Annotated in this window: 30 protein-coding genes; 19 read left to right on the forward strand and 11 right to left on the reverse strand. The window is 71.9% G+C overall.

Features of this window, described 5'->3' with window-relative positions:
* Window positions 1–13: 13 nt before the first annotated feature.
* The 11 genes from ACIG5E_RS26745 to era all read left to right on the forward strand — a co-directional run bounded on the left by ACIG5E_RS26745 (window position 14) and on the right by era (window position 7,832).
* A complete protein-coding gene (locus ACIG5E_RS26745) occupies window positions 14–739 on the forward strand; it encodes an RDD family protein (RefSeq protein WP_396537450.1) in 726 nt (241 codons plus the stop codon).
* Between the two features lie 76 nt (window positions 740–815).
* On the forward strand, window positions 816–1,169 hold the full coding sequence (locus ACIG5E_RS26750; protein WP_396537452.1) for a histidine triad nucleotide-binding protein: 354 nt from the start codon (window positions 816–818) through the stop codon (window positions 1,167–1,169).
* 6 nt (window positions 1,170–1,175) lie between these two features.
* Window positions 1,176–2,099, forward strand: coding sequence for a ribonuclease Z (locus ACIG5E_RS26755; protein WP_396537454.1), 924 nt, complete (start codon window positions 1,176–1,178; stop codon window positions 2,097–2,099).
* A gap of 302 nt (window positions 2,100–2,401) precedes the next feature.
* Window positions 2,402–3,427, forward strand: coding sequence for a PhoH family protein (locus tag ACIG5E_RS26760; RefSeq protein WP_396537573.1), 1,026 nt, complete (start codon window positions 2,402–2,404; stop codon window positions 3,425–3,427).
* A gap of 14 nt (window positions 3,428–3,441) precedes the next feature.
* Complete coding sequence (gene ybeY / locus ACIG5E_RS26765; protein WP_189917985.1) at window positions 3,442–3,936, forward strand: rRNA maturation RNase YbeY; 495 nt, start codon at window positions 3,442–3,444, stop codon at window positions 3,934–3,936.
* 19 nt (window positions 3,937–3,955) lie between these two features.
* A complete protein-coding gene (locus ACIG5E_RS26770; protein WP_396537457.1) occupies window positions 3,956–5,278 on the forward strand; it encodes a hemolysin family protein in 1,323 nt (440 codons plus the stop codon).
* Window positions 5,279–5,311: 33 nt separating this feature from the next.
* Window positions 5,312–5,548: a hypothetical protein gene (locus ACIG5E_RS26775; RefSeq protein ID WP_396537459.1), complete on the forward strand. Its 237-nt coding sequence runs from the start codon at window positions 5,312–5,314 to the stop codon at window positions 5,546–5,548.
* A gap of 43 nt (window positions 5,549–5,591) precedes the next feature.
* Window positions 5,592–6,143: a DUF4383 domain-containing protein gene (locus ACIG5E_RS26780; protein WP_396537461.1), complete on the forward strand. Its 552-nt coding sequence runs from the start codon at window positions 5,592–5,594 to the stop codon at window positions 6,141–6,143.
* Window positions 6,144–6,174: 31 nt separating this feature from the next.
* Window positions 6,175–6,528, forward strand: a complete 354-nt coding sequence (locus ACIG5E_RS26785; RefSeq protein ID WP_396537463.1) for a cytidine deaminase — start codon at window positions 6,175–6,177, stop codon at window positions 6,526–6,528.
* A 131-nt stretch (window positions 6,529–6,659) separates the two neighbouring features.
* Window positions 6,660–6,842 (forward strand): hypothetical protein, encoded by a 183-nt coding sequence (locus ACIG5E_RS26790; protein WP_396537464.1) that lies wholly within the window; start codon window positions 6,660–6,662, stop codon window positions 6,840–6,842.
* A gap of 60 nt (window positions 6,843–6,902) precedes the next feature.
* The gene (gene era, locus ACIG5E_RS26795; protein WP_396236059.1) at window positions 6,903–7,832 is read left to right on the forward strand and encodes a GTPase Era; all 930 of its coding nucleotides are present in this window, start codon (window positions 6,903–6,905) and stop codon (window positions 7,830–7,832) included.
* A 38-nt stretch (window positions 7,833–7,870) separates the two neighbouring features.
* On the opposite strand, the gene ACIG5E_RS26800 is transcribed toward era, so the two are convergent.
* Together ACIG5E_RS26800 and ACIG5E_RS26805 are read right to left on the reverse strand one after the other, a co-directional pair.
* Window positions 7,871–8,137, reverse strand: coding sequence for a protealysin inhibitor emfourin (locus ACIG5E_RS26800; RefSeq protein WP_396537466.1), 267 nt, complete (start codon window positions 8,135–8,137; stop codon window positions 7,871–7,873).
* Between the two features lie 100 nt (window positions 8,138–8,237).
* A complete protein-coding gene (locus ACIG5E_RS26805; protein ID WP_396537468.1) occupies window positions 8,238–9,260 on the reverse strand; it encodes a M4 family metallopeptidase in 1,023 nt (340 codons plus the stop codon).
* A 335-nt stretch (window positions 9,261–9,595) separates the two neighbouring features.
* Between ACIG5E_RS26805 and leuA the strand changes: the two genes are divergently transcribed.
* From leuA to ACIG5E_RS26825, 4 genes are all read left to right on the forward strand, one after another.
* The gene (leuA, locus tag ACIG5E_RS26810) at window positions 9,596–11,392 is read left to right on the forward strand and encodes a 2-isopropylmalate synthase (RefSeq protein WP_396537470.1); all 1,797 of its coding nucleotides are present in this window, start codon (window positions 9,596–9,598) and stop codon (window positions 11,390–11,392) included.
* A gap of 239 nt (window positions 11,393–11,631) precedes the next feature.
* Window positions 11,632–12,303, forward strand: coding sequence for a TerB family tellurite resistance protein (locus ACIG5E_RS26815; protein ID WP_396537472.1), 672 nt, complete (start codon window positions 11,632–11,634; stop codon window positions 12,301–12,303).
* Window positions 12,304–12,459: 156 nt separating this feature from the next.
* The gene (gene recO, locus ACIG5E_RS26820; RefSeq protein WP_396537474.1) at window positions 12,460–13,206 is read left to right on the forward strand and encodes a DNA repair protein RecO; all 747 of its coding nucleotides are present in this window, start codon (window positions 12,460–12,462) and stop codon (window positions 13,204–13,206) included.
* Between the two features lie 4 nt (window positions 13,207–13,210).
* The gene (locus ACIG5E_RS26825) at window positions 13,211–14,050 is read left to right on the forward strand and encodes an isoprenyl transferase (protein WP_396537476.1); all 840 of its coding nucleotides are present in this window, start codon (window positions 13,211–13,213) and stop codon (window positions 14,048–14,050) included.
* Window positions 14,051–14,137: 87 nt separating this feature from the next.
* On the opposite strand, the gene ACIG5E_RS26830 is transcribed toward ACIG5E_RS26825, so the two are convergent.
* From ACIG5E_RS26830 to ACIG5E_RS26845, 4 genes are read right to left on the reverse strand one after another with little or no spacing between them, the layout of a single operon-like run.
* The gene (locus tag ACIG5E_RS26830; protein ID WP_030290780.1) at window positions 14,138–14,548 is read right to left on the reverse strand and encodes a Fur family transcriptional regulator; all 411 of its coding nucleotides are present in this window, start codon (window positions 14,546–14,548) and stop codon (window positions 14,138–14,140) included.
* Window positions 14,549–14,583: 35 nt separating this feature from the next.
* Window positions 14,584–15,543, reverse strand: a complete 960-nt coding sequence (locus tag ACIG5E_RS26835) for a metal ABC transporter permease (protein WP_396537478.1) — start codon at window positions 15,541–15,543, stop codon at window positions 14,584–14,586.
* Window positions 15,540–16,304: a metal ABC transporter ATP-binding protein gene (locus ACIG5E_RS26840; protein ID WP_396537480.1), complete on the reverse strand. Its 765-nt coding sequence runs from the start codon at window positions 16,302–16,304 to the stop codon at window positions 15,540–15,542. The genes ACIG5E_RS26835 and ACIG5E_RS26840 overlap by 4 nt, the downstream gene beginning before the upstream one ends.
* A gap of 14 nt (window positions 16,305–16,318) precedes the next feature.
* Entirely contained in the window at window positions 16,319–17,305 is a 987-nt protein-coding gene (locus ACIG5E_RS26845; protein WP_396537482.1) for a metal ABC transporter substrate-binding protein, read from the reverse strand.
* A gap of 191 nt (window positions 17,306–17,496) precedes the next feature.
* Between ACIG5E_RS26845 and ACIG5E_RS26850 the strand changes: the two genes are divergently transcribed.
* A complete protein-coding gene (locus tag ACIG5E_RS26850) occupies window positions 17,497–18,879 on the forward strand; it encodes a glycine--tRNA ligase (protein WP_396537484.1) in 1,383 nt (460 codons plus the stop codon).
* A 90-nt stretch (window positions 18,880–18,969) separates the two neighbouring features.
* Here the strand turns inward: ACIG5E_RS26850 and ACIG5E_RS26855 are convergent, their stop codons facing one another.
* The 5 genes from ACIG5E_RS26855 to ACIG5E_RS26875 form a co-directional block, all read right to left on the reverse strand.
* Complete coding sequence (locus ACIG5E_RS26855) at window positions 18,970–20,100, reverse strand: hypothetical protein (RefSeq protein WP_396537486.1); 1,131 nt, start codon at window positions 20,098–20,100, stop codon at window positions 18,970–18,972.
* A gap of 74 nt (window positions 20,101–20,174) precedes the next feature.
* Entirely contained in the window at window positions 20,175–20,387 is a 213-nt protein-coding gene (locus ACIG5E_RS26860; RefSeq protein WP_396537488.1) for a hypothetical protein, read from the reverse strand.
* On the reverse strand, window positions 20,384–20,962 hold the full coding sequence (locus ACIG5E_RS26865; protein ID WP_396537490.1) for an NADAR family protein: 579 nt from the start codon (window positions 20,960–20,962) through the stop codon (window positions 20,384–20,386). The genes ACIG5E_RS26860 and ACIG5E_RS26865 overlap by 4 nt, the downstream gene beginning before the upstream one ends.
* Before the next feature lie 73 nt (window positions 20,963–21,035).
* Entirely contained in the window at window positions 21,036–22,169 is a 1,134-nt protein-coding gene (locus ACIG5E_RS26870; RefSeq protein ID WP_396537492.1) for a threonine aldolase family protein, read from the reverse strand.
* A 106-nt stretch (window positions 22,170–22,275) separates the two neighbouring features.
* Window positions 22,276–23,277 carry a LuxR C-terminal-related transcriptional regulator gene (locus ACIG5E_RS26875; RefSeq protein ID WP_396537493.1) on the reverse strand — a complete coding sequence of 334 codons (1,002 nt, stop codon included), beginning with the start codon at window positions 23,275–23,277 and terminating at the stop codon, window positions 22,276–22,278.
* Window positions 23,278–23,439: 162 nt separating this feature from the next.
* Here ACIG5E_RS26875 and ACIG5E_RS26880 point away from each other — a divergent pair, with 162 nt between their 5' ends.
* The 3 genes from ACIG5E_RS26880 to ACIG5E_RS26890 all read left to right on the forward strand — a co-directional run bounded on the left by ACIG5E_RS26880 (window position 23,440) and on the right by ACIG5E_RS26890 (window position 26,403).
* Window positions 23,440–23,796: a hypothetical protein gene (locus ACIG5E_RS26880; protein ID WP_396537495.1), complete on the forward strand. Its 357-nt coding sequence runs from the start codon at window positions 23,440–23,442 to the stop codon at window positions 23,794–23,796.
* 146 nt (window positions 23,797–23,942) lie between these two features.
* A complete protein-coding gene (locus ACIG5E_RS26885; protein ID WP_396537497.1) occupies window positions 23,943–24,086 on the forward strand; it encodes a hypothetical protein in 144 nt (47 codons plus the stop codon).
* Between the two features lie 205 nt (window positions 24,087–24,291).
* Window positions 24,292–26,403: a hypothetical protein gene (locus tag ACIG5E_RS26890; RefSeq protein WP_396537498.1), complete on the forward strand. Its 2,112-nt coding sequence runs from the start codon at window positions 24,292–24,294 to the stop codon at window positions 26,401–26,403.
* Window positions 26,404–26,597: the final 194 nt, after the last annotated feature.

Here is a 26,597-nt window from a genome sequence, read left to right on the forward strand (position 1 = left end):
GGGGGATCACACCATGGCGCAGGGCTATCCGCCGCCGCAGTACCCGCAGTACCCGCAGAACGGCTACGGGCCGAACCCGTACGGCCAGCAGCCGCAGCCCCAGCCGTATGCCCAGCCGCAGCCCCAGCCGTACGGCCAGCCGCCGCAGCCGTACGGCCAGGGCCCGTACCCGCCGCAGGGCTACCAGCAGCAGCCCTACGGGCAGCCCGAGCAGTTCCAGCAGCCGTACGTGGAGCAGCCGCACGCGCAGCCCGCGCTCCCGCCGTGCCCGCCGGAGGCGAACGGCGGGCGGCGCTTCCTGGCGATCGTGCTGGACTTCGTCCTCGTCTTCAGCCTCGGCTTCGCCGCCGCCATCGCCGACGACAACACCGCGAAGCACGCCAAGCCCGTCGTGCACGCGGTCGGCCACGCCGCCACCCAGAGCCCGGTGGTGCCGTTCTGGGTGGCGTTCCTGGGCGTCGGCCTGCTGGCCTCGTTCCTCAACCAGGTGGTGCTGGCCCGGCTGACCGGCTTCAGCGTGGGCAAGGGGATCATGGCGATGCGGGTGGTGCGCCGCAAGCGGGTGATGCGCCCCAACATGTGGCGGCTGACCAGGCGCTGGCTGCTCGGCTTCGTCTTCCTCGCGGTGGTGATCATCTCCGAGGACGTCGAGGTGTCCGAGGGGGACATCGTCGGGATGCGGTCGGTGCGTTGGAAGCACCTGCAGGAGTACCAGCAGGCGGTCGGGCGGCTCGGCTAGGCTGCGCCCGTACGGCCCCAATTCGACGAAGACCCAGCGACCTTCAACGAAGACCCAGCGACCCGAGGAGAAGCCGATGGCCGGCGAGCCGCAGCCCGACTGCCTGTTCTGCAAGATCGTGGCGGGCGAGATCCCGGCGACCGTGGTGCGCAAGACCGAACGCACCCTCGCCTTCCGCGACATCGCCCCCAAGGCCCCGGTGCACGTCCTGGTCATTCCGCACGTCCACTACCCGAACGCCGCCGCGCTGGCCGCCGCCGAGCCGGAGATCGCCGGCGAACTGCTCGCCGAGGCGGGCGCGGTGGCGAAGGACGAGGGCATCGAGGACTACCGGCTGATCTTCAACACCGGTGCGGGCGCCGGGCAGACCGTCTTCCACGCCCACGTGCACCTGCTCGGCGGCAAGCGCATGACCGAGAGCATGGTCTGATCCCAGGTGTCGCAGCGCGAACTCGTCGTCCTGGGCACCGCCAGCCAGGTGCCCACCCGGCACCGCAACCACAACGGCTACCTGCTCCGCTGGGACGGCGAGGGCCTGCTGTTCGACCCCGGTGAGGGCACCCAGCGGCAGATGCTGCACGCCGGGGTCTCGGCCACCCAGATCACCCGGATCGCGGTGACCCACTTCCACGGCGACCACTGCCTGGGCCTCGCCGGGGTGATCCAGCGGATCAACCTTGACCGGGTCCCGCACCCGGTGGACGTCTACTTCCCGGCCTCCGGCGAGGTCTACTTCGAGCGGCTGCGGCACGCCACCGCCTACCACGAGACCGCCGTGCTGCGGCCCCGGCCGATCGACGAGCCGGGCCCGCTGCCCGCGCCCGGCGCCCGCTTCGCGCTGGACGCGGTCCGGCTGGACCACCCGGTGGAGTCCTTCGGCTACCGGCTGTCCGAGCCGGACGGCCGCCGCCTGGTGCCCGAGCGGCTCGCCGCGCTCGGCGTGTACGGCCCGGCCGTCGGCCGGCTCCAGCACGAGGGCGCGATCGACGTGGAGGGCCGCACCGTCACGCTGGACGAGGTCAGCGAGCCGCGACCGGGCCAGAAGTTCGCCTTCGTGATGGACACCCGGCTGTGCGAGGGCGTGCACCGACTCGCCGAGGGCGCCGACCTGTTGGTGGTCGAGGCCACCTTCACCGACGCCGACGCCCAGCTCGCCGAGGACCACGGCCACCTCACCGCCGGCCAGGCCGCCAAGGCCGCCGCCGAGGCCGGGGTGCGCACCCTGGTGCTGACCCACTTCTCCCAGCGCTACCCGGACCTGAGCCAGCACCTGGCCGACGCCCGCAAGCACTTCGACGGGGAGCTGGTGCTCGCCGAGGACCTCGCCCGGGTGCCCGTCCCGGCCCGCCGCCACCCGTGACCGGCGCGCCACCGCCCGGGCCCGGTACGGAAGTCCGACGGAAAAAGGGTTCGCGCCACCCTGCGATCTGCCGCAGCATCGTCGGGTGCGGCCCCGCCGCCCGCCGCAGCGATCACGCTCGCGGCGTACCCTGGTGCCCCGGAGAGACCGAGCGGCACACGAGACCACGGATGGGATGAGGCAGGCCCCAGCGCCGACCTATGAGTGACACATCGCAGACCCGTACCGATGGGCAGTCGCGCCCCGAACCGGCCGACGACGGCCGTGTGAGCGCCCGGATCGTGATCCCCGAGAAGCACCCGATGGTCACCCTGCTCGGCACGGCGGACTCGCTGCTGCGCGTGATCGAGCAGGGCTTCCCCGCCGCCGACATCCACGTCCGCGGCAACGAGGTGACCGCCACCGGGGCGCGTGCCGAGGTCGCCCTCGTGCAGAAGCTCTTCAACGAGATGATGCTGGTGCTGCGCACCGGCCAGCCCCTGACGGAGGACTCCGTGGAGCGCTCCATCGCCATGCTTCGCGAGGAGGGCCCGGACAGCCCGGCGCCGTCCCAGGTGTTCACCGCGAACATCCTCTCCAACCGGGGCCGCACGATCCGCCCCAAGACGCTCAACCAGCAGCGCTACGTCGACGCGATCGACAAGCACACGATCGTCTTCGGCCTCGGCCCGGCCGGCACCGGCAAGACCTACCTGGCGATGGCCAAGGCCGTCCAGGCCCTGCAGGCCAAGGAGGTCAACCGGATCATCCTGACCCGCCCGGCGGTCGAGGCGGGCGAGCGGCTGGGCTTCCTGCCCGGCACCCTCTACGAGAAGATCGACCCGTACCTGCGCCCGCTGTACGACGCGCTGCACGACATGATGGACCCGGACTCCATCCCGCGCCTGATGGCGGCCGGCACCATCGAGGTCGCCCCTCTCGCGTACATGCGCGGCCGCACCCTCAACGACGCCTTCATCATCCTCGACGAGGCCCAGAACACCTCGCCCGAGCAGATGAAGATGTTCCTCACCCGCCTCGGGTTCAACTCCCGGGTGGTGGTCACCGGCGACACCAGCCAGATCGACCTCCCGGGCGGCACCCGCAGCGGTCTCAAGGTCGTCCAGGAGATCCTGGCCGACGTCCCGGACATCCACTTCTCCGTCCTCACCAGCACCGACGTGGTCCGCCACAAGCTGGTCGGCCGGATCGTGGACGCCTACGAGCGCTGGGACGCGCGGCAGGAGGCCGAGGAGAACGCCCCGGCCCCCCGCAAGCCCGCCCAGCGGCGCCCCGGCAAGACCACCGTGGCGCGCGCACCCCGACAGTCCCATCGCACCGAAAGCTGAGCACACAGCCCGTCATGTCGATCGACATCGCCAACGAGTCCGGCTGGGACGCCGATGAGGAAGCCATCCTCGACGTCGCCCGCTTCGCCCTGGACAAGATGCGGATCCACCCGCAGTCCGAACTGTCCGTGATCCTGGTGGACGGTGCGGCGATGGAGGAGCTGCACATCCAGTGGATGGACCTGCCCGGCCCGACCGACGTGATGTCGTTCCCGATGGACGAGCTGCGTCCCGGCAAGGAGGGCGAGGAGCTGCCGCAGGGCCTGCTCGGCGACATCGTGCTCTGCCCCGAGGTCGCCGAGCAGCAGGGCAAGGCGGCCCCCTCCAAGCACTCGATGGACGAGGAGCTTCAACTGCTCACCGTCCACGGCGTGCTGCACGTCCTCGGCTACGACCACGAGGAGCCGGACGAAGAGGAGGAGATGTTCGCCCTCCAGAAGCGCATCCTGGACGACTGGCGGGCGGGCCGCGGCCTCGGCGGCATCTCGCCGGCCCCCACCACCCACTGAGCGCGGAGCCCGAACCCCTGTGAGTGGTGAGAGTACGAGCTTCATCCTCGGGGCCGTGGCCCTGGTCGTGCTCGGCTGGCTGGCCGCGTGTGCCGAGGCGGGCATCTCCCGGGTCTCCCGGTTCCGGGCGGAGGACGCCGTGCGCAACGGGCGGCGCGGCTCCGCGCGGCTGCTGGCCGTCGCCTCCGACCCGTTCCGCTACCTCAACCTGGCCACTCTGATCCGGGTGGCCAGCGAGATGGCGGCCGCGGTGCTGGTCACCGCGGTGTGCGTGCGCAACATCCACCCGACCTGGCAGGCCGTGCTGCTGGCCTTCGGCGTGATGGTGCTGGTGTCCTTCGTCGCGGTGGGCGTCTCGCCGCGCACGATCGGGCGCCAGCACCCGATCTCCACCGCGACCGCGGCCTCCTTCGTGCTGCTGCCGCTGGCCGCGGTGCTCGGCCCGATCCCGCGGCTGCTGATCCTGCTGGGCAACGCGCTGACCCCGGGCAAGGGCTACCGGGAGGGGCCGTTCGCCTCCGAGGCGGAGCTGCGGGCGCTGGTCGACCTCGCCGAGAAGGACGACCTGATCGAGGACGAGGAGCGCCGGATGGTGCACTCGGTCTTCGAGCTGGGCGACACCATCGTGCGCGAGGTGATGGTGCCGCGCACCGATCTGGTGATGATCGAGCGGCACAAGACCGTCCGGCAGGCGCTCACCCTGGCGCTGCGCTCGGGCTTCTCGCGGATCCCGGTGGTCGGCGACAACGAGGACGACGTGGTCGGCATCGTCTACCTCAAGGACCTGGTGCGCCGCACCCACATCAACCGCGAGGCGGAGGCCGAGGAGGTCGGCGCGGTGATGCGCCCGGCCGTGTTCGTCCCGGACTCCAAGCCGGCCGGCGACCTGCTGCGCGAGATGCAGCAGCGCCGCTCGCACGTCGCGATCGTGATCGACGAGTACGGCGGCACGGCGGGCCTGGTCACCATCGAGGACGTCCTGGAGGAGATCGTCGGCGAGATCACCGACGAGTACGACCGGGAGATCGCGCCGATCGAGGACCTCGGCGACGGCTCGTACCGGATCACCGCCCGCCTGCTGGTCGAGGACCTGGGCGATCTGTTCGGCATCGAGCTGGAGGACGAGGACGTCGAGACCGTCGGCGGCCTGCTGGCCAAGCACCTCGGCCGGGTGCCGATCCCCGGCTCCTCCTGCGAGATCCCGCTGCCCGAGCCGGTCGCGGACGGCCTGACCGGCATCCTGCTGACGGCCGAGTCCTCGGCCGGGCGCCGCAACCGGATCGGCTCGATGGTCGCCTCGCCGGTGCGCGGGGCGGAGGCGGCGGGGGCTCCGGGCGAGTAGCGGGTGGGCGGTGGCCGCGCGACCATGGAGGGCATGACGCACAAACTGCGCGCGGAGTACGGCCCGCAGGGGGCGGCCGGCGGGGTCAGGTCCTGGCACGTGGTGCGGGACGAGGACCCGTCGACGGCGCTCTGTGGCCGGACCATGCCCGACGACGCCGAGACGCGGCCCGAGCAGGAGTGGGGCACCGGGCTTCGTTGCTGCCAGCAGTGCGGCTCGCTCTACATGCACGAGACGCCGCACATGCAGGGGAGCCATCCGTACAGCTAGCCGTCCGTACGGCTGGCGAGTCGCCGAAGCTCTGGAGGTCGCCATGAAGCTGCAAGACGAACTGCCGACCGTCGATCGCCGGCTCGCCCTGGTGTGGCGGGTCGGGGCGGGGCTGGGGGGGATCTTCCTGATCGTGTTCGGGATCCTGGGGCTGGCCGACCACCCCGGCTTCCTGGCCACCCACGGTGACCGGATCGCCGGGCTGTCGACCAACGGGGCGCTGAGCATCCTGTCCATCGTGGCGGGTGCGATCCTGCTGGTCGGGGCCGTGATCGGCGGGAACTTCGCGTCCAACCTCAACATGGTGGTCGGTGTGCTGTTCGTCCTGTCCGGCTTCTACGGACTGACGGTGCTCGGCCGGCCGGACGCGAACATCCTCAACTTCCGGATGTCGAACGTGCTGTTCGCGTTCGTCTTCGGGATCGTCGTGACCACCTTCGGGATGTACGGCCGGGTGAGCAGCCACCTGCCGCACGACAACCCGTTCTGGCGCAAGCGGATCTCGGACGAGGAGCAGCTGCCGTCCGGGGCCGCGAAGACCTTCGTCAAGGTGCTCAACCCGAACCGCGGGCGCACCCACCCGGTCGGCCACTGAGGCCGGGCCGGGGCCGCCTATGCTCGGCGGCATGAGTGACATCGTCGAACTCGACCCCGAAGACAAGAAGATCATCACCCTGGCCCGCTCGGCCCGCGCCCGCAACGGCGTGACCGAGGGGGCCGCGGTGCGTGACGAGACCGGCCGCACCTACGTGGCCGGGACGGTCGCGCTGGAGTCGCTGCGGCTGAGCGCGCTGCAGACGGCGGTGGCGATGGCGGTGGCCAGCGGTGCGAAGTCGCTGGAGGCGGCGGCCGTGGTGAGCGAGGCCGAGCAGCCGGCCGAGGCCGACCTGGCGGCCGTGCGGGACCTGGGCGGGGCCGGGACGCCGGTGCTGCTGGCCGGTCCGGACGGAACGCTGCGGGTGTCGGCCCAGGCCCGCTGAGGGGCCGCTGAGGGGCCGCTGCGGGGCCGCTGCAGGGCCGTCGCAGGACTGTCGTGGGGCCGTCGTCGGCCTCCTGGGGCCGTAGGACGGGCCTTGCCCCCATGTGTTCAGCCGATAATCTCACCGGGGGAGTGGACTCGGTGAGGGGCTGGGGCATGGGGGCGTTGGCGTTCGTCGCCGGGCTGGTGCTGTTCGTGATGGGGATGGGCAAGTGGCAGGAGACCGGCACGGTCTACTGGCTCTGGGGCTCGCTCGCCTTCCTGGTGCTGCTGGTGCTGTTCTCACTGGTCGGGCGGGGCGGCCGCAAGGGCTGAGCGGAGCGTGACGACCGACCCCGGACGGCGCGGCTCCGGTGATCAGGGAGAATGGAGCCCATGAATGCCCCTTCCTCCTCGTACCGCTCCGGGTTCGCGTGCTTCGTCGGCCGTCCCAACGCGGGCAAGTCGACCCTGACCAACGCCCTGGTGGGGACGAAGGTCGCGATCACCTCCGACCGCCCGCAGACCACCCGGCACACCGTGCGCGGCATCGTGCACCGCCCGGACGCCCAGCTCGTGCTGGTCGACACCCCCGGTCTGCACAAGCCCCGCACCCTGCTCGGCGAGCGCCTCAACGACCTGGTCCGCACCACCTGGGCCGAGGTCGACGTGATCGGTTTCTGCCTGCCCGCCGACCAGAAGATCGGCCCCGGTGACAAGTTCATCGCCAAGGAGATCGCCGGGATCAAGAAGACCCCCAAGGTCGCCATCGTCACCAAGACCGACCTGGTCGACTCCAAGCGGCTGGCCGAGCAGCTCATCGCCATCCAGCAGCTCGGCGTCGAGCTGGGCTTCGAGTGGGCCGAGATCATCCCGGTCTCCGCCGTCGGCGACAAGCAGGTCGAGCTGGTCGCCGACCTGCTCACCAAGCTGCTGCCCGAGGGCGACCAGCTCTACCCGGAGGGCGACCTCACCGACGAGCCCGAGCAGATCATGGTCGCCGAGCTGATCCGCGAAGCCGCCCTGGAGGGCGTGCGGGACGAACTGCCGCACTCGCTGGCCGTCGTGGTCGAGGAGATGCTGCCCCGCGAGGGCCGCCCCGCCGACCGCCCGCTGCTGGACATCCACGCCAACGTCTACATCGAGCGGCAGAGCCAGAAGGCGATCGTGATCGGCGCCAAGGGCGCGCGGCTCAAGCACGTCGGCACCACCGCCCGCAAGCACATCGAGGCGCTGCTCGGCACGCCGGTCTACCTGGACCTGCACGTCAAGGTGGCCAAGGACTGGCAGCGCGACCCCAAGCAGCTGCGCAAGCTCGGCTTCTGACCAGTTCGGCTTCTGAAGTCGCCGGTGCGGCGCGGGGGTCAGGCGCCCTCGCGCAGCACCAGCGACACCAGCTCCCGCTGCGAGTCGGTGAGCTTGGGGTCGGCGCAGTACACCGTCCGCCCGTCGACGGTGATCTCGTAGTGGAAGCCGTCCGGCACGCCGTACGAGGGGGCGCGCAGCCCGCCCGCGACGGCTTCGCGGGCGAGCGCGTGGACGTGCGGGGCGTCCGTGCGGTCGACGGTGTCGAGCTCCGCGTGGCGGAAGATTCCGGCGAGGCCGCCGGTCCGGGTCACCTGGATGCGCATGGTGTCCATGGTGCTACGCAGGGAAGGCTTTTGCGGCACTTTTCCCGGACCGTGACCTTGAGCCCGGCTCAACCCGCTCTTCGTCATGAGGGGCTGGGGCTCAGCCGGGGCTGACGCCGACCTGGGCCCAGGCGGCCGTCACGGTGTCCGCGATCGAGGCCTGGTCGGGGTAACGGGCCTTGGCGGCGGCCACGGTGGCCCGGGCGAAGGCGGTGAAGTCGGCGTCGGCGGGCAGCCCGCCGCCGGTCAGGGCGTCGTACCAGATCCGCCCGGCGCGGTCCCAGGACTGGCCGCCGAGGGTGGTGGCCAGCAGGTAGAACGCGTGGTTGGGGATGCCGGAGTTGATGTGCACCCCGCCGTTGTCCTCGGCGGTGTTCACGTAGTCCCGCATGTGCGCGGGCTGCGGGTCCTTGCCGAGCTGGGGGTCGTCGTAGGCGGTGCCGGGGGCCTTCATCGAGCGCAGCGCCACGCCCTGGATGCCGGGGGCGAGCAGCCCGGCGCCGATCAGCCAGTCGGCGTCGGCGGCGTTCTGGTGCAGCGCGTACTGCTTGACCAGCGAGCCGAAGACGTCGGAGACCGACTCGTTCAGCGCGCCGGGCTGGTCCTGGTACTCCAGGCCGGCGGTGAACTGGGTGACGCCGTGGGTGAGTTCGTGGCCGATGACGTCGATGCAGGCGGTGAAGTCGCCGAAGATCTCGCCGTCGCCGTCGCCGAAGACCATCTGCCGGCCGTTCCAGAAGGCGTTGTCGTAGTTCTGGCCGTAGTGCACGCTGGCGTCCAGGCGCAGGCCCCGGCCGTCGACCGAGTCGCGGCCGAAGGCCTGGGAGTACAGCGCGAAGGTGTCGCCGAGGCCGTCGTAGGCGTGGTTGACGGAGGGGTCGGTGACCGGGGCCCGGCCCTCGGTGCGGACGGTGCGCCCGGGCAGCTGCTGGCCGTGCCCGGCGTCGGAGATCACCCGGTTCAGCCCGGGGGCGCCGGCGGTCGGCGGGGGAGCGGCGAGACGGGCCGCGCGGTGCGCGGTGTCGAGGGCGAGGGAGCGGACGGCGGGCTCGTGACCGGCCTCGGCGAGGCGGTCCAGGACGTACGGCGGGACGATCGCGCAGATCGGTACTGCTGCTGTCATGTAGCCCAGAGTGAGGCCTCGATGACCGGTTGTCACCATCTTTGGCAGGATCGATCGACGTCTCAAGGAGTGGAACGGAAGCCCGGATCACTTCGGGGGCGCGCGGCGCTGGGTTACGCTGGGTCCCATCATGCGCAACGGGCTGCTTCTTCTTAGCTGCCGCGTCGAGGGCCTGTAGTCCACTGGGGCCGGCTCCCTCGCCGCGGGGAACGAGCTGTGCGCGGAATCCGCGATCCAACGGCGTATCGCGAGCGGCAGCAGAGGCCGGCCAGTCGGTGTTGATCCCTCCCGACCCGCCCGTACCACGCATCCACAGGAAGCCGAGAGTCACCTCCATGACCGAGCAGACCTCCGCCGCGTCCGTCCCCGCCGCTCGCGCCTTCGTCGACCGGCCGACCCCGATCACCGCCGCCTCCGTCCGCCAGCGGCCCTCGGGCATGCGGCACGGGCGCTACCTGCCGTTCGGCACCGTCGACCTGCCGGACCGCACCTGGCCGGACAAGGTGATCACCAAGGCGCCGCGCTGGCTCTCCACCGACCTGCGGGACGGCAACCAGGCGCTGATCGACCCGATGTCCCCGGCCCGCAAGCGGAAGATGTTCGACCTGCTGGTCGCCATGGGCTACAAGGAGATCGAGGTCGGCTTCCCGTCCTCCGGCGCCACCGACCACGCCTTCGTGCGGTCGCTGATCGAGGAGGGGGCGATCCCGGAGGACGTCACCATCTCGGTGCTGACCCAGGCCCGCGAGGAGCTGATCGAGAAGACCGTGGAGGCGCTGGTCGGTGCCCCGCGGGCGACCGTCCACCTGTACAACGCGACCGCCCCGCTGTTCCGCCGGGTGGTGTTCCGCAACGACAAGGCGGCCACCAAGGCGATCGCCGTGGACGGCACCCGGCTGGTGATGGAGTACGCGGAGAAGCTGCTGGGCGACGACACCGTCTTCGGCTACCAGTACTCGCCGGAGATCTTCGTGGACACCGAGCTGGACTTCGCGCTGGAGGTCTGCGAGGCGGTGATGGACGTCTGGCAGCCGGGTGAGGGCCGCGAGATCATCCTGAACCTGCCGGCCACCATCGAGCGGGCCACCCCGAACGTCCAGGCCGACCAGTTCGAGTGGATGTCGCGCAACCTGTCCCGCCGCGAGTTCGTCTGCCTGTCGGTGCACCCGCACAACGACCGCGGCACCGCCGTCGCCTCCGCCGAACTCGCGTACATGGCGGGCGCCGACCGCATCGAGGGCTGTCTGTTCGGGCAGGGCGAGCGGACCGGCAACGTCGACCTGGTGACGCTGGGGATGAACCTGTTCTCGCAGGGCATCGACCCGCAGATCGACTTCTCCGACATCGACGAGGTGCGCCGCACCGCCGAGTACTGCAACCAGATGGAGGTGCACCCGCGCCACCCGTACGCCGGCGACCTGGTGTACACCTCCTTCTCCGGCTCGCACCAGGACGCCATCAAGAAGGGCTTCGAGGTCCTGGAGGCGGACGCCAGGGCGGCCGGGGTGCCGGTGGAGGAGCACACCTGGGGCGTGCCGTACCTGCCGATCGACCCGAAGGACGTCGGCCGCACCTACGAGGCGGTCATCCGGGTCAACAGCCAGTCCGGCAAGGGCGGTGTCGCGTACGTCCTGAAGAACGACCACAAGCTGGACCTGCCGCGCCGGATGCAGATCGAGTTCTCCCGGATCATCCAGGCCAAGACCGACGCCGAGGGCGGCGAGGTCACCCCGGCCGAGATCTGGCGGGTCTTCGAGGACGAGTACCTGCCGACCCCGGCCAACCCGTGGGGCCGGCTGTCGCTGGCCGGCTCGCGCAGCCTGACCACCGAGGACGGCCGGGACGCGCTGACCGCCGAGGCCGTGGTGGACGGCGCCCCGGTGACCCTGTCCGGCGCCGGCAACGGCCCGGTCTCCGCCTTCGCGGACGCGCTGGCCCGGATCGGCGTGGACGTACGGGTGCTGGACTACGCCGAGCACGCGCTGAGCGAGGGCGGCGACGCCCAGGCCGCCGCGTACGTGGAGTGCGCGGTGGACGGCAAGGTGCTGTGGGGCGTGGGCATCGACGGCAACACCGTGCTGGCCTCGCTGAAGGCGATGATCAGTGCCGTCAACCGCTCACAGCGCGGCTAATTCGTACGGGTGGTACGCGAAGGGCCGTCCTGGCGGGCGGCCCTTCGCCCTACGGGTCGCACATTGTGGCCTGCGCCACATTTTTTCGGATCGGAAGCCGTTCGAGGTACTGACACGTGCCGGTAACCATGGCAACATCGATCCACCGGAAAGCCGGGTCGGTGGGACGGCCTCGGTGTCCGGTCGCGTGACCTGCCCATAGTTGTGCAGGCCGCCTGCCATGTCTGGGGAGTGGCGCCGTGACCAGGTTGTGGGGTGTTCGCCCGAGGTGGCGGACTGACGTTCTCGGTGACTTCTTCTGCCCGGGCTGCGGCGGGGACCGCAACTACCGGCGGCAGCACGGCCGGCGGTGGCTGCGGCTGCTGGGGACACCCGTCCTCCCGCTCGGGCCGGTGATCGGCAGCGTGCAGTGCACCAGCTGCCACGGGCGCTACGGCGTCGAGGCCCTGGAGCAGCCCACCAGCGTGCGCCTCGGCGCGATGCTGCGGGACGCCCAGTACACCATCGCGCTGGCCCTGCTCGCGGCCGGCGGCACCGCCCACCGGGCGGCCCGCGAGGCGGCCTGCACGGCGGTGCGCGAGGCCGGGTTCGAGGACTGCGGAGAGGCCCAGGTGCTGGCCGCGCTCGCCGCGCTGTCCGGGCTCGGCGGAGAGCTCTACGACGCCCACGGGATGGCCGGCGGCCTGGCCGTGGAGCTGCACGCGGTGCTCGAACCGCTCGCCCCGCACCTGGCCCAGCAGGGCCGGGAGCGGCTGCTGCTGCTGGGCGCCGCGATCGCCCTGGCCGACGGGCGCTACCTGCCGCAGGAGCGCGACGCGCTGGCCGCGGTCGGGAGCTGTCTGGACCTGCCGAAGAGCCAGGTGCCGGCGCTGCTGGAGGCGGCGACCCGGGCGCCGTACGAGAACCTGTAGGACCCGGCGCCCGGGCACCCCGTAGACCTTCCGCATCCCCCACAAACGGGCCCGATCCCCCCTCCGGGCCCGCCGTGACCCGCATCGCAGTGGTCTCCCCCACGGCCCCCGGTGCGGGCAACACGGCTGTCCGTGGGCTGGGGGACAATGGACCGCATGAGTCTTTTCCGGGACGACGGCGTCGTGTTGCGGGCGCAGAAGCTCGGCGAGGCCGATCGGATCATCACCCTGTTGACCCGCCAGCACGGCAAGGTGCGCGCGGTGGCGCGCGGGGTGCGGAAGACCAAGTCCAAGTTCGGGGCCCGCCTGGAGCCGTTCTCGCACGTCGACGTGCAGTTCTTCAGCCGGGGGAGCGAGCTGGTCGGCCGCGGGCTGCCGCTGTGCACCCAGGTGGAGACGATCGCCCCGTACGGCGGTTCGATCGTCACCGACTACGGCCGCTACACCGCCGGCACGGCGATGCTGGAGACGGCCGAGCGCTTCGCCGAGAACGAGGGCGAGCCGGCCGTCCAGCAGTACCTGCTGCTGGTGGGCGGGCTGCGCACGCTGGCGGCCGGGCTGCACGAGTCGCACCTGGTGCTGGACGCCTTCCTGCTGCGCTCGCTCGCGGTCAACGGGTACGGCGCGAGCTTCACCGACTGCGCCAAATGCGGCCTGGACGGGCCGAACCGTTTCTTCTCGCTCCCCGCAGGGGGGGTGCTGTGCGCGGACTGCCGAGTGCCCGGATGTGCCGTACCCTCCCCTGAGACACTGGTACTGCTCGGGGCACTGCTGTCAGGGGACTGGCGGACGGCCGACGCCTGCGAGCCGCGGTACTGGCGGGAGGGCAGCGGCCTGGTCGCGGCCTATCTGCAGTGGCACCTGGAGCGGGGCATCCGCTCGATGAGATACGTGGAGAAGTGAGCACATGGTAGCGCGACGGCTCTTCGGCGGCGGCAAGCAGCGGGTCTACGAACCCCCGACCCCGCACCCCAGCGGCGCAAAGCCCCCGAAGATCCCCGGCGAGCTGGTCCCGGACCACGTCGCCATCGTGATGGACGGCAACGGCCGCTGGGCCAAGGAGCGCGGGCTGCCCCGCACCGAGGGCCACAAGATCGGCGAGTCCGTCGTGCTGGACGTCCTCAGGGGCGCGATCGAGCTCGGCGTCAAGAACATCTCGCTGTACGCGTTCTCCACCGAGAACTGGAAGCGCTCCCCCGACGAGGTGAAGTTCCTGATGAACTTCAACCGGGACGTCATCCGCCGCCGCCGCGACGAGATGGACAAGATGGGCGTGCGGATCCGCTGGGCGGGCCGGATGCCCAAGCTGTGGAAGAGCGTCGTCCAGGAGCTGCAGGTCGCCGAGGAGCAGACCAAGGGCAACGACGCGGTGACGCTCTACATGTGCGTCAACTACGGCGGCCGGGCCGAACTCGCCGACGCGGCACAGGCGATCGCGCTGGACGTCGCGGCCGGGAAGCTGGACCCGAAGAAGGTCAACGAGAAGACCCTCGCCCGCTACATGTACCACCCGGACATGCCGGACGTGGACCTGTTCCTGCGCCCCAGCGGCGAGCAGCGCACCTCCAACTTCCTGCTCTGGCAGTCCGCGTACGCCGAGTTCGTGTTCCAGGACGTGCTCTGGCCGGACTTCGACCGCCGCGACCTGTGGCGCGCCTGCGAGCAGTTCGCGATGCGCGACCGCCGCTTCGGCGGGGCGATCCCGAACGAGCTCCCCGCGCCGGGCGTGCTGCCCGCCCAGCGCTGACGGCCTCCCGGGCACGAGGAGGGGCCCGCAGGAACGATTCCTGCGGGCCCCTTCCGGCTGCCCGTACCGGCTGCCCCGGTACGGGCTTCAGTCCTTCTTCGCGCAGTCCGCGCAGGTGCCGAAGATCTCCAGGGTGTGGGCGATGTCGCTGAACCCGTGCTCGGCGGCGACCGCGTTGGCCCAGCGCTCGACCGCCGGGCCCTCGACCTCGACGGTGGCGCCGCAGTGCCGGCAGACCAGGTGGTGGTGGTGCCCGCTGCTGCACCGGCGGTAGACGGCCTCGCCGTCCGCGGTGCGCAGCACGTCCACCTCACCGGCGTCGGCGAGCGACTGCAGGGTGCGGTAGACCGTGGTCAGACCGACGGAGTCCCCGCGGTGCTTGAGCAGGTCATGGAGCTCCTGCGCACTGCGGAAGTCCGCGATCTCGTCCAGGGCCGCCGAGACGGCGGCACGCTGCCGGGTCGAGCGGGCGCGCGGCGACGGGCCTGCGGTGGTCACCGTGGGTCCTCCTGGGGTCATGGGCGTCACGCACCTCATTGTGCCAGCCCGGCCCGCCGCTCCGGGGTGGTCGTGTCGGAGGAAGTCTTTCCCGGCTCTTGGCCGGGGGTTTGGCTTGGGAGCTGACCAGGGATCCGGACGTCGCAGACCTGCGGTCCCTGCTCGGTGTCGCCGCGGCGGTGGCGGCGGCGGGCGAGCGGGGCGGCGATCACGCTGAACACCGCGAAGACCGCGATGGCGAGCAGCACGATGGCCGGGCCGGAGGGCACGTCGAGCTGGTAGGAGCCGGTGACGCCGGCCAGCGAGACCACGACGCCGAGCGCGATCGAGGCGGCCTGGGTGGCGGCGAAGGAGCGGGTGAGCTGCTGGGCGGCGACCACCGGAACCACCATCAGGGCACTGACCAGCAGCAGCCCGACCACCCGCATGGCGACCGTGACGGTGACGGCGGCCATCACCGCGAGCAGCAGGTTGAGCGTGCGCACCGGCACGCCGGTGACCCGGGCGAAGTCCTCGTCCTGGCAGATCGCGAAGAGCTGGCGGCGCAGGCCGACGGTCACCGCGATGACCACGGCGCCGAGCACCGCGATGGTGACCAGGTCCTCGGGGGCGACGGTGAGGATCGAGCCCCACAGGTAGCTCTCCAGGGAGCCGGCCCCGGCCTGGGCGGACATCGAGACCAGCAGCTTGCCGCAGGCCATGCCGCCGTAGAAGAGCATCGCGAGGGCGATGTCGCCGCGCTGGTTGCCGCGCGAGCGGACCAGCTCCATGGTGACCGCGCCGAGCACGCAGACCAGCACGGCCATCCAGACCGGGCTGGTCTGGAAGATGAAGCCGAGGCCGACGCCGGTCATCGCGACGTGGCCCATGCCGTCGCCCATCAGGGCCTGGCGGCGCTGCACCAGGTAGATGCCGACGGCGGGGGCGGTGATCCCGACCAGCACGGCGGCGAGCAGGGCGCGCTGCATGAAGTCGTAGGAGAGCATCTCGGTCATGCGAGCAGCCTCGGCGGGGTGAGGTCGGCGTGCGGGTGGACGCGGTCGTGGCCGGGCAGCGCGTGCAGGCCGGTGTTGGGCACGGGCGGGCCGTCGTGCGCGACGCAGCCGTCCCGCAGCACCACGGCGCGGTCGATCAGCGGCTCCAGCGGCCCGAGTTCGTGCAGGACCAGGAGGACGGAGGCGCCGCGCTCGACCTCGGTGCGCAGGGTGTCGGCGAGCACCTGCTGGCTGGCGGCGTCCACACCGGCCATCGGCTCGTCCATGATCAGCAGGTCGGGGGTGCCGACCAGGGCGCGGGCGATCAGCACCCGCTGCTGCTGGCCGCCGGACAGGTCGGCGACGCCGTCCCCGGCCCGGTCCAGCATGCCGACGGCGGCCAGCGCGCGGTCCACCGCGGCGCGGTCCTTGCGGCGGAAGGGCAGCAGCCGGTGCTGCGCCAGCCGCCCGGTGGAGACCACCTCGCGCACGGTGGCCGGGACGCCGGAGGCGGCGGTGGTGCGCTGTGGGACGTACCCGATCCGGTGCCAGGCGCGGAAGGAGCCGTACGGGATGCCGAACAGCTCCAGGGTGCCCTGCTCCAGCGGCACGGAGCCGATCACGGTCTTGACGGTGGTCGACTTGCCGGAGCCGTTGGCGCCGAGCAGCGCGACGACCTCGCCCGGTCGGACGGTGAGGTCGACGCCGCGCAGCACCGGCCGGCCGCCGCGCGAGGCGACGGCGTCACGGAGGCGGACGGCCGGGGGTATCGGGTGGGTCATGGTGGTGCTTCCCGTCAGCTGGTGGCGGCAGGGCTGGGAGTGCCGGCGGGGGCGCCGAGGGCGGCCTGGAGGTTGGCCAGGTTCTGCCGCATGACGCTCAGGTAGTCGTCCTTCGAGGGGTCCTTGACGCCCTCCAGCGGATCCAGGACGGCGGTCTTGAGGCCGAGGTCCTTGGCGACGGTGTCGGCGAGCTTGGGGCTGACCAGGGTCTCGAAGAAGATCGTGGTGACGCCGTTGTCCTTGGCGGCCTTCTGCACCTCGGCGAGGCGCGCCGGGGTGGGCTCGGACTCCGGGTCGACGCCGTTGATGGCGACCTGGGTGAGGCCGTAGTGGTCGGCGAGGTAGCCGAAGGCGGCGTGGCTGGTGACGAAGGTCTTGGTCTTGACGTCCTTCAGCCCGGCCTGGAACTCCTGGTCCAGGGCGGTGAGCTTGGTGACCAGCTCGTCGGTGTTCTTCCTGTAGTCCTCGGCGTGGGACGGGTCGGCCTTGGCGAACCCGTCGCCGACGCTCTTGGCGATCGCGGCGTAGCGGGCCGGGTCGAGCCAGATGTGCGGGTCGCCGGCCGGACCCTTGTCCTTGTGGGCGTCCCCGCCCTCGGAACCCTCGTCGAGATGGTGGTCGACCAGCGGGCTGGCGGCGGTGGCGTCGACCTTCGTCTTGGCGGACGACTGGTCGACGGCCTGGTCGACGGTGGGCTGCAGGCCCTTGAGGTAGACGATCGCGTCGGCCTTCTGGACGCCGGCGACCTGCTTGGCGGTGAGCTCCAGGTCGTGCGGCTCGACGCCGGGCGCGGTGAGGTCGGTGACCGAGACGTGGTCCTTGCCGATCTGCTGGGCCAGGAACTCCATCGGGTAGAAGGAGGCGACGACGTTCAGCTTGCCGTCCGTGCCCTTGGCGCTGCTGCTGCCGCCGCAGGCCGTGAGGGCCAGCGAGGCGACGAGTGCGGTGGTGGTCAGGGCAATGGTCGTGCGGGTCCGGCGGCCAGGCAGTCCGATCATCATGACAATCATTCTCATCTGAATTGGAAATGATTGTCAACTCACTCGGTTGGGTGAACGGGAGGTGGCCATGGGTGGGGGGAGCCGGGCGATACCGATTTGAACCCCGTACCCGTCTGGCCGGTAACCTGAGGTACTCGGGTACGCGCAACCAGCCGTGCCCTGACCGTGCCGTACGTACTGAAGAGAGCACTGTGGCCGCCGACAAGATCGACACGATCGTCAGCCTGAGCAAGCGCCGTGGCTTCGTCTACCCCTGCAGCGAGATCTACGGCGGCACGCGTGCCGCCTGGGACTACGGACCGCTGGGTGTCGAGCTCAAGGAGAACATCAAGCGCCAGTGGTGGCGCACGATGGTCCAGGCCCGTGAGGACGTCGTCGGACTCGACTCGTCGGTGATCCTGGCCCGCGAGGTCTGGGAGGCCTCCGGCCACGTCGCCACCTTCAACGACCCGCTGACCGAGTGCCTCTCCTGCCACAAGCGCCACCGGGCCGACCACCTGGAGGAGAAGTACGAGGCCAAGCACGGCTTCCCGCCGCCGAACGGCCTCAAGGACGTCAACTGCCCCGACTGCGGCACCAAGGGCCAGTTCACCGAGCCCAAGGACTTCTCGGGCATGCTGAAGACCCACCTCGGTGTCACCGAGGAGGCCAGCGGCCTGGCCTTCCTGCGCCCCGAGACCGCCCAGGGCATCTTCACCAACTTCAAGGCCGTCCAGACCACTTCGCGCAAGAAGCCGCCGTTCGGCATCGCCCAGACCGGCAAGAGCTTCCGCAACGAGATCACCCCCGGCAACTTCATCTTCCGCACCCGCGAGTTCGAGCAGATGGAGATGGAGTTCTTCGTCAAGCCGGGCGAGGACGAGCAGTGGCACGAGTACTGGCTCCAGCAGCGCTGGGACTGGTACGTCGGCCTCGGCCTGCGCACCGAGAACATGCGCTTCTTCGAGCACCCGAAGGAGAAGCTCTCCCACTACGCCAAGCGCACGGTGGACATCGAGTACCGCTTCAACTTCGGTGGCAGCGAGTTTTCGGAGCTGGAGGGCGTCGCCAACCGCACCGACTACGACCTGCGGGTGCACAGCGAGGCCTCCGGCCAGGACCTCAAGTACTTCGACCAGGAGAGCGGCGAGCGGTACTTCCCGTACGTCATCGAGCCGGCGGCCGGCCTCAACCGCGCCATGCTGGCCTTCCTGATCGACGCCTACTTCGAGGACGAGGCGCCGAACGCCAAGGGCGTCATGGAGAAGCGCGTCGGCATGCGGCTCGACCCGCGCCTGGCCCCGGTCAAGGTCGCCGTCCTGCCGCTGTCGCGCAACGCCGACCTCTCCCCGAAGGCCCGCGGCCTGGCCGCCGACCTGCGCACCGCGTGGAACGTCGAGTTCGACGACGCGGGCGCGATCGGCAAGCGCTACCGCCGCCAGGACGAGATCGGTACGCCGTTCTGCGTCACGGTCGACTTCGACACCCTTGAGGACAACGCGGTGACCGTTCGCGACCGCGACACCATGTCGCAGGAGCGCGTGTCGCTGGACCAGGTGAAGGGCTACCTGGCGGCCCGTCTGATCGGCTGCTGAGTCCGGTACCCCGGGGAGCCCCCGGCCGTCCTCCTGCACGGGGGCGGGCGGGGGCTCCCCGCTTTCCGCCTGCCCGGTGGCGGCGCTCGCTTACTGGCGCCGGCCCCAGCGGGAGCGCTGGGCGCCCGGCAGGGCGGTCGACAGCCCGGCGCTGCGCAGGGCGGCCAGGGTGGTGCGGTGGCGGGACCCGTCCGCGAGCAGCGCGCCCAGCAGCTGTTCGTAGAGGTCGGGGCGGCGGTCCAGTGCGGCGGCCAGGCGGACCAGTTCGACGGGCGGGCGCAGGGTGGCCAGCTCGTGCAGCAGGAGGGTGGCGAGCGCGGGCGGCAGCTCCGTCGCGAGGCCGGCGAGGTCGGCGGTCGGGCGGCCGGCGGCCTGGCGCAGCAGGGTCCGGACGTCGGCGGGGCGGCCGTGCTGCTGGAGGCAGGCGGCGAGGGAGGTCAGCTCCGGCGTCGGGGCCGATCCCCATTCCCAGAGCAGTGTGGCGCGGTCGGCGTGCTGCCCGGCCTGCTCCAGCGCGGCGAGCAGGGCCGGGACGGTGGACGCCGGGTAGCTCCAGAACGCGTGGAACAGTTCGGCGGCCTCCTCGGCCAGGCCCAGTTCGCGCAGTTCCGCCAGTACGGCGACCGCGTGGTCCGGGGAGCCGTCGGCGGTGGTGCGGGCCAGGTGGAGCGAGGCGCCGGTCGGGCCGCGCTGGGAGAGCATCCCGACCAGTAATGCGGCGTCGGCGGGGGCGAGGCGGGCGGCGGCCTGGTTCAGCAGTTCCTCGGCCTCGGGGAAGGCGCCGCGGCGGTGGAGGCCGGTGACCCGCTCGGTGAGGGTGCCGAGGTCGGGCCGGGCGGGCGGCGGTGGCGGCGGGGCCTGGCGAGACTGCGGCTCCGGGGGGAGCGGGGGTTGCGGGGGTTGTGGGTGCTGCGGGGGTTGTCGGTCTTCCGGATGCTGCCCCTGTCTGAGGTGGGACTCCAACTCGTGGAGTTGGTCGCTCAGTTCGAGGCAGCGTGCGCCCAGGCCCTCGCGGAGGGTGCGGGCCTGGGCGAGCTGCCGCAGCAGGTCGCCGTCCGGGCGCCGGCGGCCGGGGGCCGCCCGTATCGCCTCGTTCAGCCGCCGTTCGCGTTGGCCCGCGTAGCGGCTCGCGCTGAGCAACTCGTCCAGTTCTGCCCGGAGTTCGGCGGCCCGTTGCTCGCCCTCCGGCTGCCGGCCTGCGGATTCTTCCGTCGACCGCATGCGCATGATCGCCCCAACCTGTCCATCTGAACCCTGACTTCGGGCCATCCTGGCGTCGGAATGTGGCGAAGGAGTTACGGGAGCGCGGCCAGTCGTGCCCGAGTGGTGTCAAGGGGCGTGCAGAGGGCGGCCGTTGAGAGAAGTGCGCCGGTCGTGCTCCGGAGGAGGGTCGCCTCGTAGTGCGGGCGGGGGGTGAACCGCGCGACCGCGTAGCCGACCGCGAGCAGCGGGGCGGTGGCGGTCGAGACCGCCACCGCCCCGTCCGGCAGTGCGACGACCGGCCTCATCCGGCCAGCCGTGCCCGCGCCTCCATCAGGGCGAACCCGAGCAGGTTCAACCCCCGCCACTCCAGGGGGCGTTCGGCCCGGATGTCGTCCGCGGCGAGCCCGATGCCCCAGATCCGGTCCACCGGGCTGGCCTCGACCAGGACGCGGCCGCCGGTGCCCAGCAGGTACTCCCGCAGGGTCTCGTCCTGGCCGAACTTCGCGACGTTTCCCTCGATCACCAGGTCGAACCGGCCCGCCAACCAGGTCTTCTCGTCGAAGTCCTTGACCAGTCGGCCCAGCTTCTTGGCCTCGGCGGGCGTACGGGCCTCCAGCACCCGCTGCTCGACGGCCTCGTCCCCGAACATCCGGGCCTTCCCGGCCATCATCCAGTGCTCGGCGGAGGCGTACGTCACCCCGTCGACGGTGAACCGCCCGGGCCACCACTGGCTCAGGCACTCCTGTCGTGGCTCACGGCCCTTGCGTACGGTGTGCCCCCAGAACATCACCCACTTCGGCTGTGCCCCGGTGGTCATCAGGGCCGCCAGCTCCTCGCGGTCGCGGACGTCGGCGAAGCCCCCCACATGCTGCTTGCTCATAATCGTCATTCTGACACAAAGGGTCGGGTGCCCGCCAACCCTTTGCCGGTGCGGGGTTCGGTGACGTCGCCGGTCAGGCCTGGTGGGCGGCGGGGCTCCCGTTCTCGGCTGCGACCAACTCCAGGAAGCGCAGGCCGAGTTCGGTCACCTCGCCCGGCGTCCAGTCCTGCGCCGGGCCTTCGAGGCTCACCTCGGCCATCGCGAGGCCGGGGGCGGCGTCGGTCCAGTCCAGGAACCAGGTCTTCTCCTGCTCGGCGAGGGCGAGGGCGGCGGCGTTCAGGGCGTTCGCGGGGTGGGGCAGCCAGAGCTGGAACTCGTGGGTGGGCGGCGCCGCCGGGTGGATCCGGGCACCGGGGAGGGCGGCCAGGGCCGGGACGAGCGTCGCGGCGTGGGCGGCGTAACCGGCAAGCCGGGGGAGCGCGGTGTCCAGCCCGGAGAGCGCGGCGAGGGCGGCCGGCCACTGCTGGTAGAGCTGGCCGCCGTAGCGGTGGCGCCAGGTGCGGGCGTAGGCGGTGAGCGCCTCGTCCCCGGCGAGGGCGGCGCCGCTGATGCCGCCGAGGTCCTTGTAGAAGGAGACGTAGACGCTGTCGGCGAGCGCGGCGATCTCGTCGAGCCGCTTGCCGAAGTGGGCCGTGGTGTTCCAGAGCCGGGCGCCGTCGAAGTGCACCCGGGCGCCGGATTCCCGGGCGGCGGCAGTGAGTTCGGTGAGCTCCTCCCAGGTGGGGAGGAGGTAGCCGGGGTCCCGCAGGGGGAGTTCGACCACCAGCGTGCCGAAGGGCTCGCCGAGGGCGCGCAACTCCTCGGGCGTCGGCTGGCGCTGCTCGGTGGTGGGCCACAGGCCGCGCAGCCCGGTGAGCTGGGTGTGGGCGTGGCGCTCGTGCCGCTCGATGTGGCTGAGCGGGTGGAGGGCGACGGCCCGGTTGCCGGTCCGCTCGGCGTGATAGCGCAGGGCGACCTGCTGGGCCATCGTGCCGGTGGGGAAGAAGACCGCGCCCTCTGTGCCGAGGAGCGCGGCGGTGCGCTCCTCCAACTCGCCGACCGGGCCGCCGTTTCCGTAGAAGTCGGGGCGGACGTCCGGCTCGGTCGCGGCGATCAGGGTGGTGAGCCGCTCGTGGATGGTGAGGGGGCGGCTGCCGGAGAGGAAGCGGGTGCAGGCCCGGCGGGCGGCTCGGAAGCGGTCCCAGTCGATCTGGTCATCGTCGGTCATCCGGCGATTGTCGAACGGCGTACGGCGGTCGGACCACCGGATTTCGGCGGCGGACCACCCCCTCACCCGACAGATGGGGTTCCGGAACCGCCGGGCCGTACGGTACTTAAGCCCGAGCCGGCAGCCAGCCGTTCTGCACCGCCCGCACCCCGAACTCGAAGCGACTGCGCGCCCCGAGCCGGTCCATCAGTTCCGTCGCCACCCGCCGTGCCGTGCGCGGTGACACCCCCAGCCGCTTGGCGATCGCATCGTCCGTCAGCCCCTGCGCCAGCAGCCGCACCACGGTGGTCTCCTGTGCGCTGAGGGCGCCGTCCTCCTTCGCCGCGGCCGTCGCTCCGCCCAGCGGCTGCGCCTGCACCCACACGTGCTCGAACAGGGCGCACAGCGCCACCAGGGTGCCGTGCCCGGTCAGCACCACGGCTCCGGCGCGGGTGTCCTCCCCGCTGACCGGGATCAGCGCGGCCTTCCGGTCGAAGATGATCATCCGGGTGGGCAGCTCCGGCATCGTGCGCACCTGCCCGCCCAGCTCCGCCAGCCACTCCACGTACGCCACCGTCGGCAGGCTGTTGCGCACGCTGTCCTGGTACACCGTCCGCATCCGCACGCCCCGGGCCAGCAGTGCCCGGTCGTGCGGGCGCGAGGCCTCGATGCTGGCCGGGCTGTGTCCGCCGCCGGGCGCGAAGGTCATGATCTCGGTCGTCAACTCGCGTGCCAGGGAGGCGATCCGGTCCCGGATCTGATCGAGTCCGACCAGCTGCTCCACCCCGGCGTGCACGGCGGCCGGCTTCAGGTCCGCGTACTCCGCGATCAGCTGGGCCGCCGCCGCGCGGGAGGCCTCGATCCGCAGCTGCTGCGCCGCGAGTTCGGCCTGCTGCCGGGCCATCAGCAGCTCCATGCCCACCTCGGGCGGCACGGCCCGCAGCTCGCCCTCCCGCTCGTAGGAGACACGCAGCAGGGCGAGCTCGCTCAGCAGGTCGAGGCTGCGGCGGATCTCCTCCTCGCCGTGTCCGAGCCGCTGGGCCAGTGCTCGCACCCCGTCACCGGGATGCGCCAGCATGGTGCGGTAGACCGACTCCGAGACAGCGTCCAGCCCAAGCGCCGCAAGCATGCCCGTTCCCCCTGTGCGTAAAGCGTGAATCGCCGCGCACGCGATCATTCCACACGGTGTTCGACCGGACCAGAACGGCCGGTGGACGGTTCCGGACAGCGCCGGAACCGTCCGCGTTGCCCCCCTATGCTGCGATGCCGCCGGTTCGGCAGAGTCCGTCCCATGTACCTGATCCACGCCGAACTCCGGGCCCCCGCCCCCGGCGCGGCCCTCGGGGCGGACCTCGCCCGGGCCCTGCTGGCCGCCGCCCTGCCCGCCGAGCGCATCGAGCACGTCGTCGTGCACGAGGACACCGGCTCCGGCGCCGTGCTCGGTGTCTACGTGCTCGCCGAGCGGCTCACCGAGGCCGAATCCGCCGTCGCGGGCTTCTGCCGCCGCGCGCTGCCGGCCCTCCCGGCCTTCGGGGGGTGGACTGTCCTGCGCGTCGGGGCCCCGCTGGTGGCCCCGTTCTATGAGCGCCTGCTGTCCGGAAGCGGCCCGGCTGGACGGAATCGGTCACTGCCGTTTCCGTCCATCTGAAAGCTCTTCCACCCGCCCTGAGCTGCGGCGAAAGTAGTACTCGTCAGCCGGGAGCACAGCCCGGAAGGCACGGTGAAGCGTCAACCGCGGGACGCGAGACCGGCCGCACCACCCCTTCGTTCCAGCTCCCGAAAGGTTCCACCACCATGCTGCGCTCCTCCCTCGCCAAGGCCGCCGCGGTCACCGCCCTCGCCTTCACCGCCCTGCTCCCGCTCGCGGGCCAGGCGTCCGCCAACACCATCTGGGACGCCCCCACCGCCGCCGCTCCGGCGAACACCATCTGGGACTGACGGCCCGGGCCCCGCAGGCCCGCCCGCTCCCACCGCGCGGCCCCAGGCCCGCCCGCTCCACCCCGCGCCGCCCAGGCCACCCGACCGCTGCTCCTGCAGGGCAGCCGTCCCCGCCGGGCGCCCGCCCCACCGACTTCCGCGCCGACCACCGGTGTCCGCGCGAGCACCACCCCGGACCCTTCACGCCGTCAGGACTCACTCCGCCATGCCTTCGTCCAAGCTGTCCAAGCTCACCCGCGTCGCCCTCGCCGCCTCCATCGCCGCCTCCGGCGCGATAGCCGTGACCGCCTTCACCACCACCGTCGCCAGCGCGGCCACCACGTCCACCGTGGGCGGTCAGATCAGCCGGTCCGAGATCCTCTCCCGGGCCCAGTACTGGTTCAACCAGAACCCGGGCCTGACGTACAACCAGGGCGGGACGTTCCGCGACTCCAGCGGCCGCAGCTACCGCACGGACTGCTCCGGCTACGTCTCCATGGCCTGGCACATGGGCTACAGCGCCGACACCCGGGCGCTCTGGGACAGCGAGAGCTACGAGATCCCGCGCAGTGACCTGCGCCCGGGCGACATCCTCGACAGCTACTACAACCACGTCATCCTCTTCGAGAAGTGGGACGACGACGCCCACACCACCTTCTCCTACTACTCCTTCGGCTCCACCCCGGTGAAGCACCGCACCGGCATGTCCATCAACGGCACCCTCGACTCCCACCCCAACAGCGAGTACCACGCCCGCCGTTACAAGAACGTCGTCGAGGACGTCAACGTCTCGCCGTCCTCGCTGCCCGCCGGCACCCTGGTCAAGTCGCCGAACGGCCCGTCCGTCAAGGTCATCATCAACGGCGCCGGCGTGCCGGTGGCCGGCTCCGACGTCGCCGCCGACGGCTACGACCTCAACAAGATCGTGACGGTGGACGACGGCGCGTTCAACGCCCTGCCCACCGTCCCGCCGCCGGGCACCGTCGTGCACGACCAGGCCGGCGGCTCCGCCCGGTACGTCGTGGTGGGCGGCTCCGCCCTGCCGATCTCCGGCAACGACTGGACCGCCGACGGCTACAACACCCGCTCCGACATGGGCGTGCCCACCTCCTGGCTGCAGGGCGCCGTCGGCAACACCCTGTCCACCGGACTCGTGGTGATGGACCAGTCCGGTGCCGACCCGGGCCGCTACGTCATCATCAACGGCACCGCCCTGCACATCTCCGCCGACGAGTGGACCGCCGACGGCTACGACAAGCAGACCCTGATGGGCGTGCCCGGCGACTGGCTGAAGAGCGCCGCCGCCGGCTCGCTGACCTCCGGCACCGTGGTGATGGACCAGTCCGGCGCCGATTCGGCCCGCTACGTGATGGTCAACGGCGCCGCCCTGCACATCTCCGCCGACGAGTGGACCGCCGACGGCTACAACCTCCGGCCCCTGATGGGCGTGCCCGGCCAGTGGCTGAACGCCGCCGCCGCCAAGGCCCCCGCCAACGGCACCGTCGTCATGGACGAGGCCGGCGGCGCGGCCCGCTACGTGATGGTCGGCGGCGCCGCCGCGCCGATCTCCGGCACCGAGTGGACCGCCGACGGCTACGACAAGCAGCCCGTCCTGGGCGTGCCCGGCGCCTGGCTGGGCACCGCCGCCGCCAAGGGCCCCGCCGACGGCACCGTCCTGGCGGACGCCGCGGGCACCGACCCGGGCCGCTACGTGATGGTCGGCGGCACCGCCGCCCACATCTCCGGCGCCGAATGGACCGCCGACGGCTACAACGGCAAGCCGCTCGCGGCGGCCCCCGGCAGCTGGCTCGGCACCCTCGCCAAGAATGGCGTCGCCGACGGCACCCTGATCAAGGGCCAGGCCGGCACCGACCCCAGCGTCTACGTCGTCGTCAACAACTCCGCCCTGCCCCTGACCGGCGCCGAGTTCACCACCTCCTACGCCAACCAGCCCGTCCTGGGCGTCCCGGAGGAGTGGGAGGCCGCCCAGGCCGCCCGCCCGCTCGCCAACGGCACCCTGGTCAAGAACGCCAACGGCACCGACCCGAACGTCTACGTCATGGCCGGCGGCATGGCCGTCCTCCTCAGCGGTGCCGACTACACCGGCTACGGCTACGACAAGCTCCCGCTGCGCGCCGTCCCCGGCACCTGGGAGCAGGCCGCCGCCGCCAAGGCCGCCCCGGCGGACGGCACCCTGATCCAGTCCTCCGACAGCGCCACCGTCTGGCAGGTGGTCGGCGGAAGCAAGAAGGCCGCCGCGGCCGGCAGCTACAACGCCGCCGACGTGGTGAAGGTCCCCACCGCGCTGACCGCGAAGCTCCCCACGGTCACGGCCTGAGCAACCGTCACAGCCTGAGCGGTCGGCCACGGTCTGAATCGCCGTGACCGCCTGATCCACTCCGCCGCCGCCGGGGGGGCCCGCCCCCCCCCCCCCGCCCCGGCCCCCCGCCCCCCCCCCCCCCCCCCCCCCCCCCCCCCCCCCCGGGGGGGCCCCCCCCGCCCCCCCCCCCCCCCCCCCCCCCCCACCAGCCC

The organism is Kitasatospora sp. NPDC053057, from assembly GCF_044546945.1.
In the GTDB taxonomy this organism is placed as follows: domain Bacteria; phylum Actinomycetota; class Actinomycetes; order Streptomycetales; family Streptomycetaceae; genus Kitasatospora.

Excerpts from the sequence above, each read along its gene's own strand:
- ACIG5E_RS26745 (WP_396537450.1), top strand. The coding sequence starts at position 14 with ATGGCGCAGGGCTATCCGCCGCCGCAGTACCCGCAGTACCCGCAGAAC.
- ACIG5E_RS26750 (WP_396537452.1), top strand. The coding sequence starts at position 816 with ATGGCCGGCGAGCCGCAGCCCGACTGCCTGTTCTGCAAGATCGTGGCG.
- ACIG5E_RS26760 (WP_396537573.1), top strand. The coding sequence starts at position 2,402 with ATGGTCACCCTGCTCGGCACGGCGGACTCGCTGCTGCGCGTGATCGAG.
- ybeY (WP_189917985.1), top strand. The coding sequence starts at position 3,442 with ATGTCGATCGACATCGCCAACGAGTCCGGCTGGGACGCCGATGAGGAA.
- ACIG5E_RS26775 (WP_396537459.1), top strand. The coding sequence starts at position 5,312 with ATGACGCACAAACTGCGCGCGGAGTACGGCCCGCAGGGGGCGGCCGGC.
- ACIG5E_RS26780 (WP_396537461.1), top strand. The coding sequence starts at position 5,592 with ATGAAGCTGCAAGACGAACTGCCGACCGTCGATCGCCGGCTCGCCCTG.
- ACIG5E_RS26785 (WP_396537463.1), top strand. The coding sequence starts at position 6,175 with ATGAGTGACATCGTCGAACTCGACCCCGAAGACAAGAAGATCATCACC.
- era (WP_396236059.1), top strand. The coding sequence starts at position 6,903 with ATGAATGCCCCTTCCTCCTCGTACCGCTCCGGGTTCGCGTGCTTCGTC.
- ACIG5E_RS26800 (WP_396537466.1), bottom strand. The coding sequence starts at position 8,137 with ATGCGCATCCAGGTGACCCGGACCGGCGGCCTCGCCGGAATCTTCCGC.
- ACIG5E_RS26805 (WP_396537468.1), bottom strand. The coding sequence starts at position 9,260 with ATGACAGCAGCAGTACCGATCTGCGCGATCGTCCCGCCGTACGTCCTG.
- leuA (WP_396537470.1), top strand. The coding sequence starts at position 9,596 with ATGACCGAGCAGACCTCCGCCGCGTCCGTCCCCGCCGCTCGCGCCTTC.
- recO (WP_396537474.1), top strand. The coding sequence starts at position 12,460 with ATGAGTCTTTTCCGGGACGACGGCGTCGTGTTGCGGGCGCAGAAGCTC.
- ACIG5E_RS26825 (WP_396537476.1), top strand. The coding sequence starts at position 13,211 with ATGGTAGCGCGACGGCTCTTCGGCGGCGGCAAGCAGCGGGTCTACGAA.
- ACIG5E_RS26835 (WP_396537478.1), bottom strand. The coding sequence starts at position 15,543 with ATGACCGAGATGCTCTCCTACGACTTCATGCAGCGCGCCCTGCTCGCC.
- ACIG5E_RS26840 (WP_396537480.1), bottom strand. The coding sequence starts at position 16,304 with ATGACCCACCCGATACCCCCGGCCGTCCGCCTCCGTGACGCCGTCGCC.
- ACIG5E_RS26845 (WP_396537482.1), bottom strand. The coding sequence starts at position 17,305 with ATGATGATCGGACTGCCTGGCCGCCGGACCCGCACGACCATTGCCCTG.
- ACIG5E_RS26855 (WP_396537486.1), bottom strand. The coding sequence starts at position 20,100 with ATGCGGTCGACGGAAGAATCCGCAGGCCGGCAGCCGGAGGGCGAGCAA.
- ACIG5E_RS26860 (WP_396537488.1), bottom strand. The coding sequence starts at position 20,387 with ATGAGGCCGGTCGTCGCACTGCCGGACGGGGCGGTGGCGGTCTCGACC.
- ACIG5E_RS26865 (WP_396537490.1), bottom strand. The coding sequence starts at position 20,962 with ATGAGCAAGCAGCATGTGGGGGGCTTCGCCGACGTCCGCGACCGCGAG.
- ACIG5E_RS26870 (WP_396537492.1), bottom strand. The coding sequence starts at position 22,169 with ATGACCGACGATGACCAGATCGACTGGGACCGCTTCCGAGCCGCCCGC.
- ACIG5E_RS26875 (WP_396537493.1), bottom strand. The coding sequence starts at position 23,277 with ATGCTTGCGGCGCTTGGGCTGGACGCTGTCTCGGAGTCGGTCTACCGC.
- ACIG5E_RS26880 (WP_396537495.1), top strand. The coding sequence starts at position 23,440 with ATGTACCTGATCCACGCCGAACTCCGGGCCCCCGCCCCCGGCGCGGCC.
- ACIG5E_RS26885 (WP_396537497.1), top strand. The coding sequence starts at position 23,943 with ATGCTGCGCTCCTCCCTCGCCAAGGCCGCCGCGGTCACCGCCCTCGCC.
- ACIG5E_RS26890 (WP_396537498.1), top strand. The coding sequence starts at position 24,292 with ATGCCTTCGTCCAAGCTGTCCAAGCTCACCCGCGTCGCCCTCGCCGCC.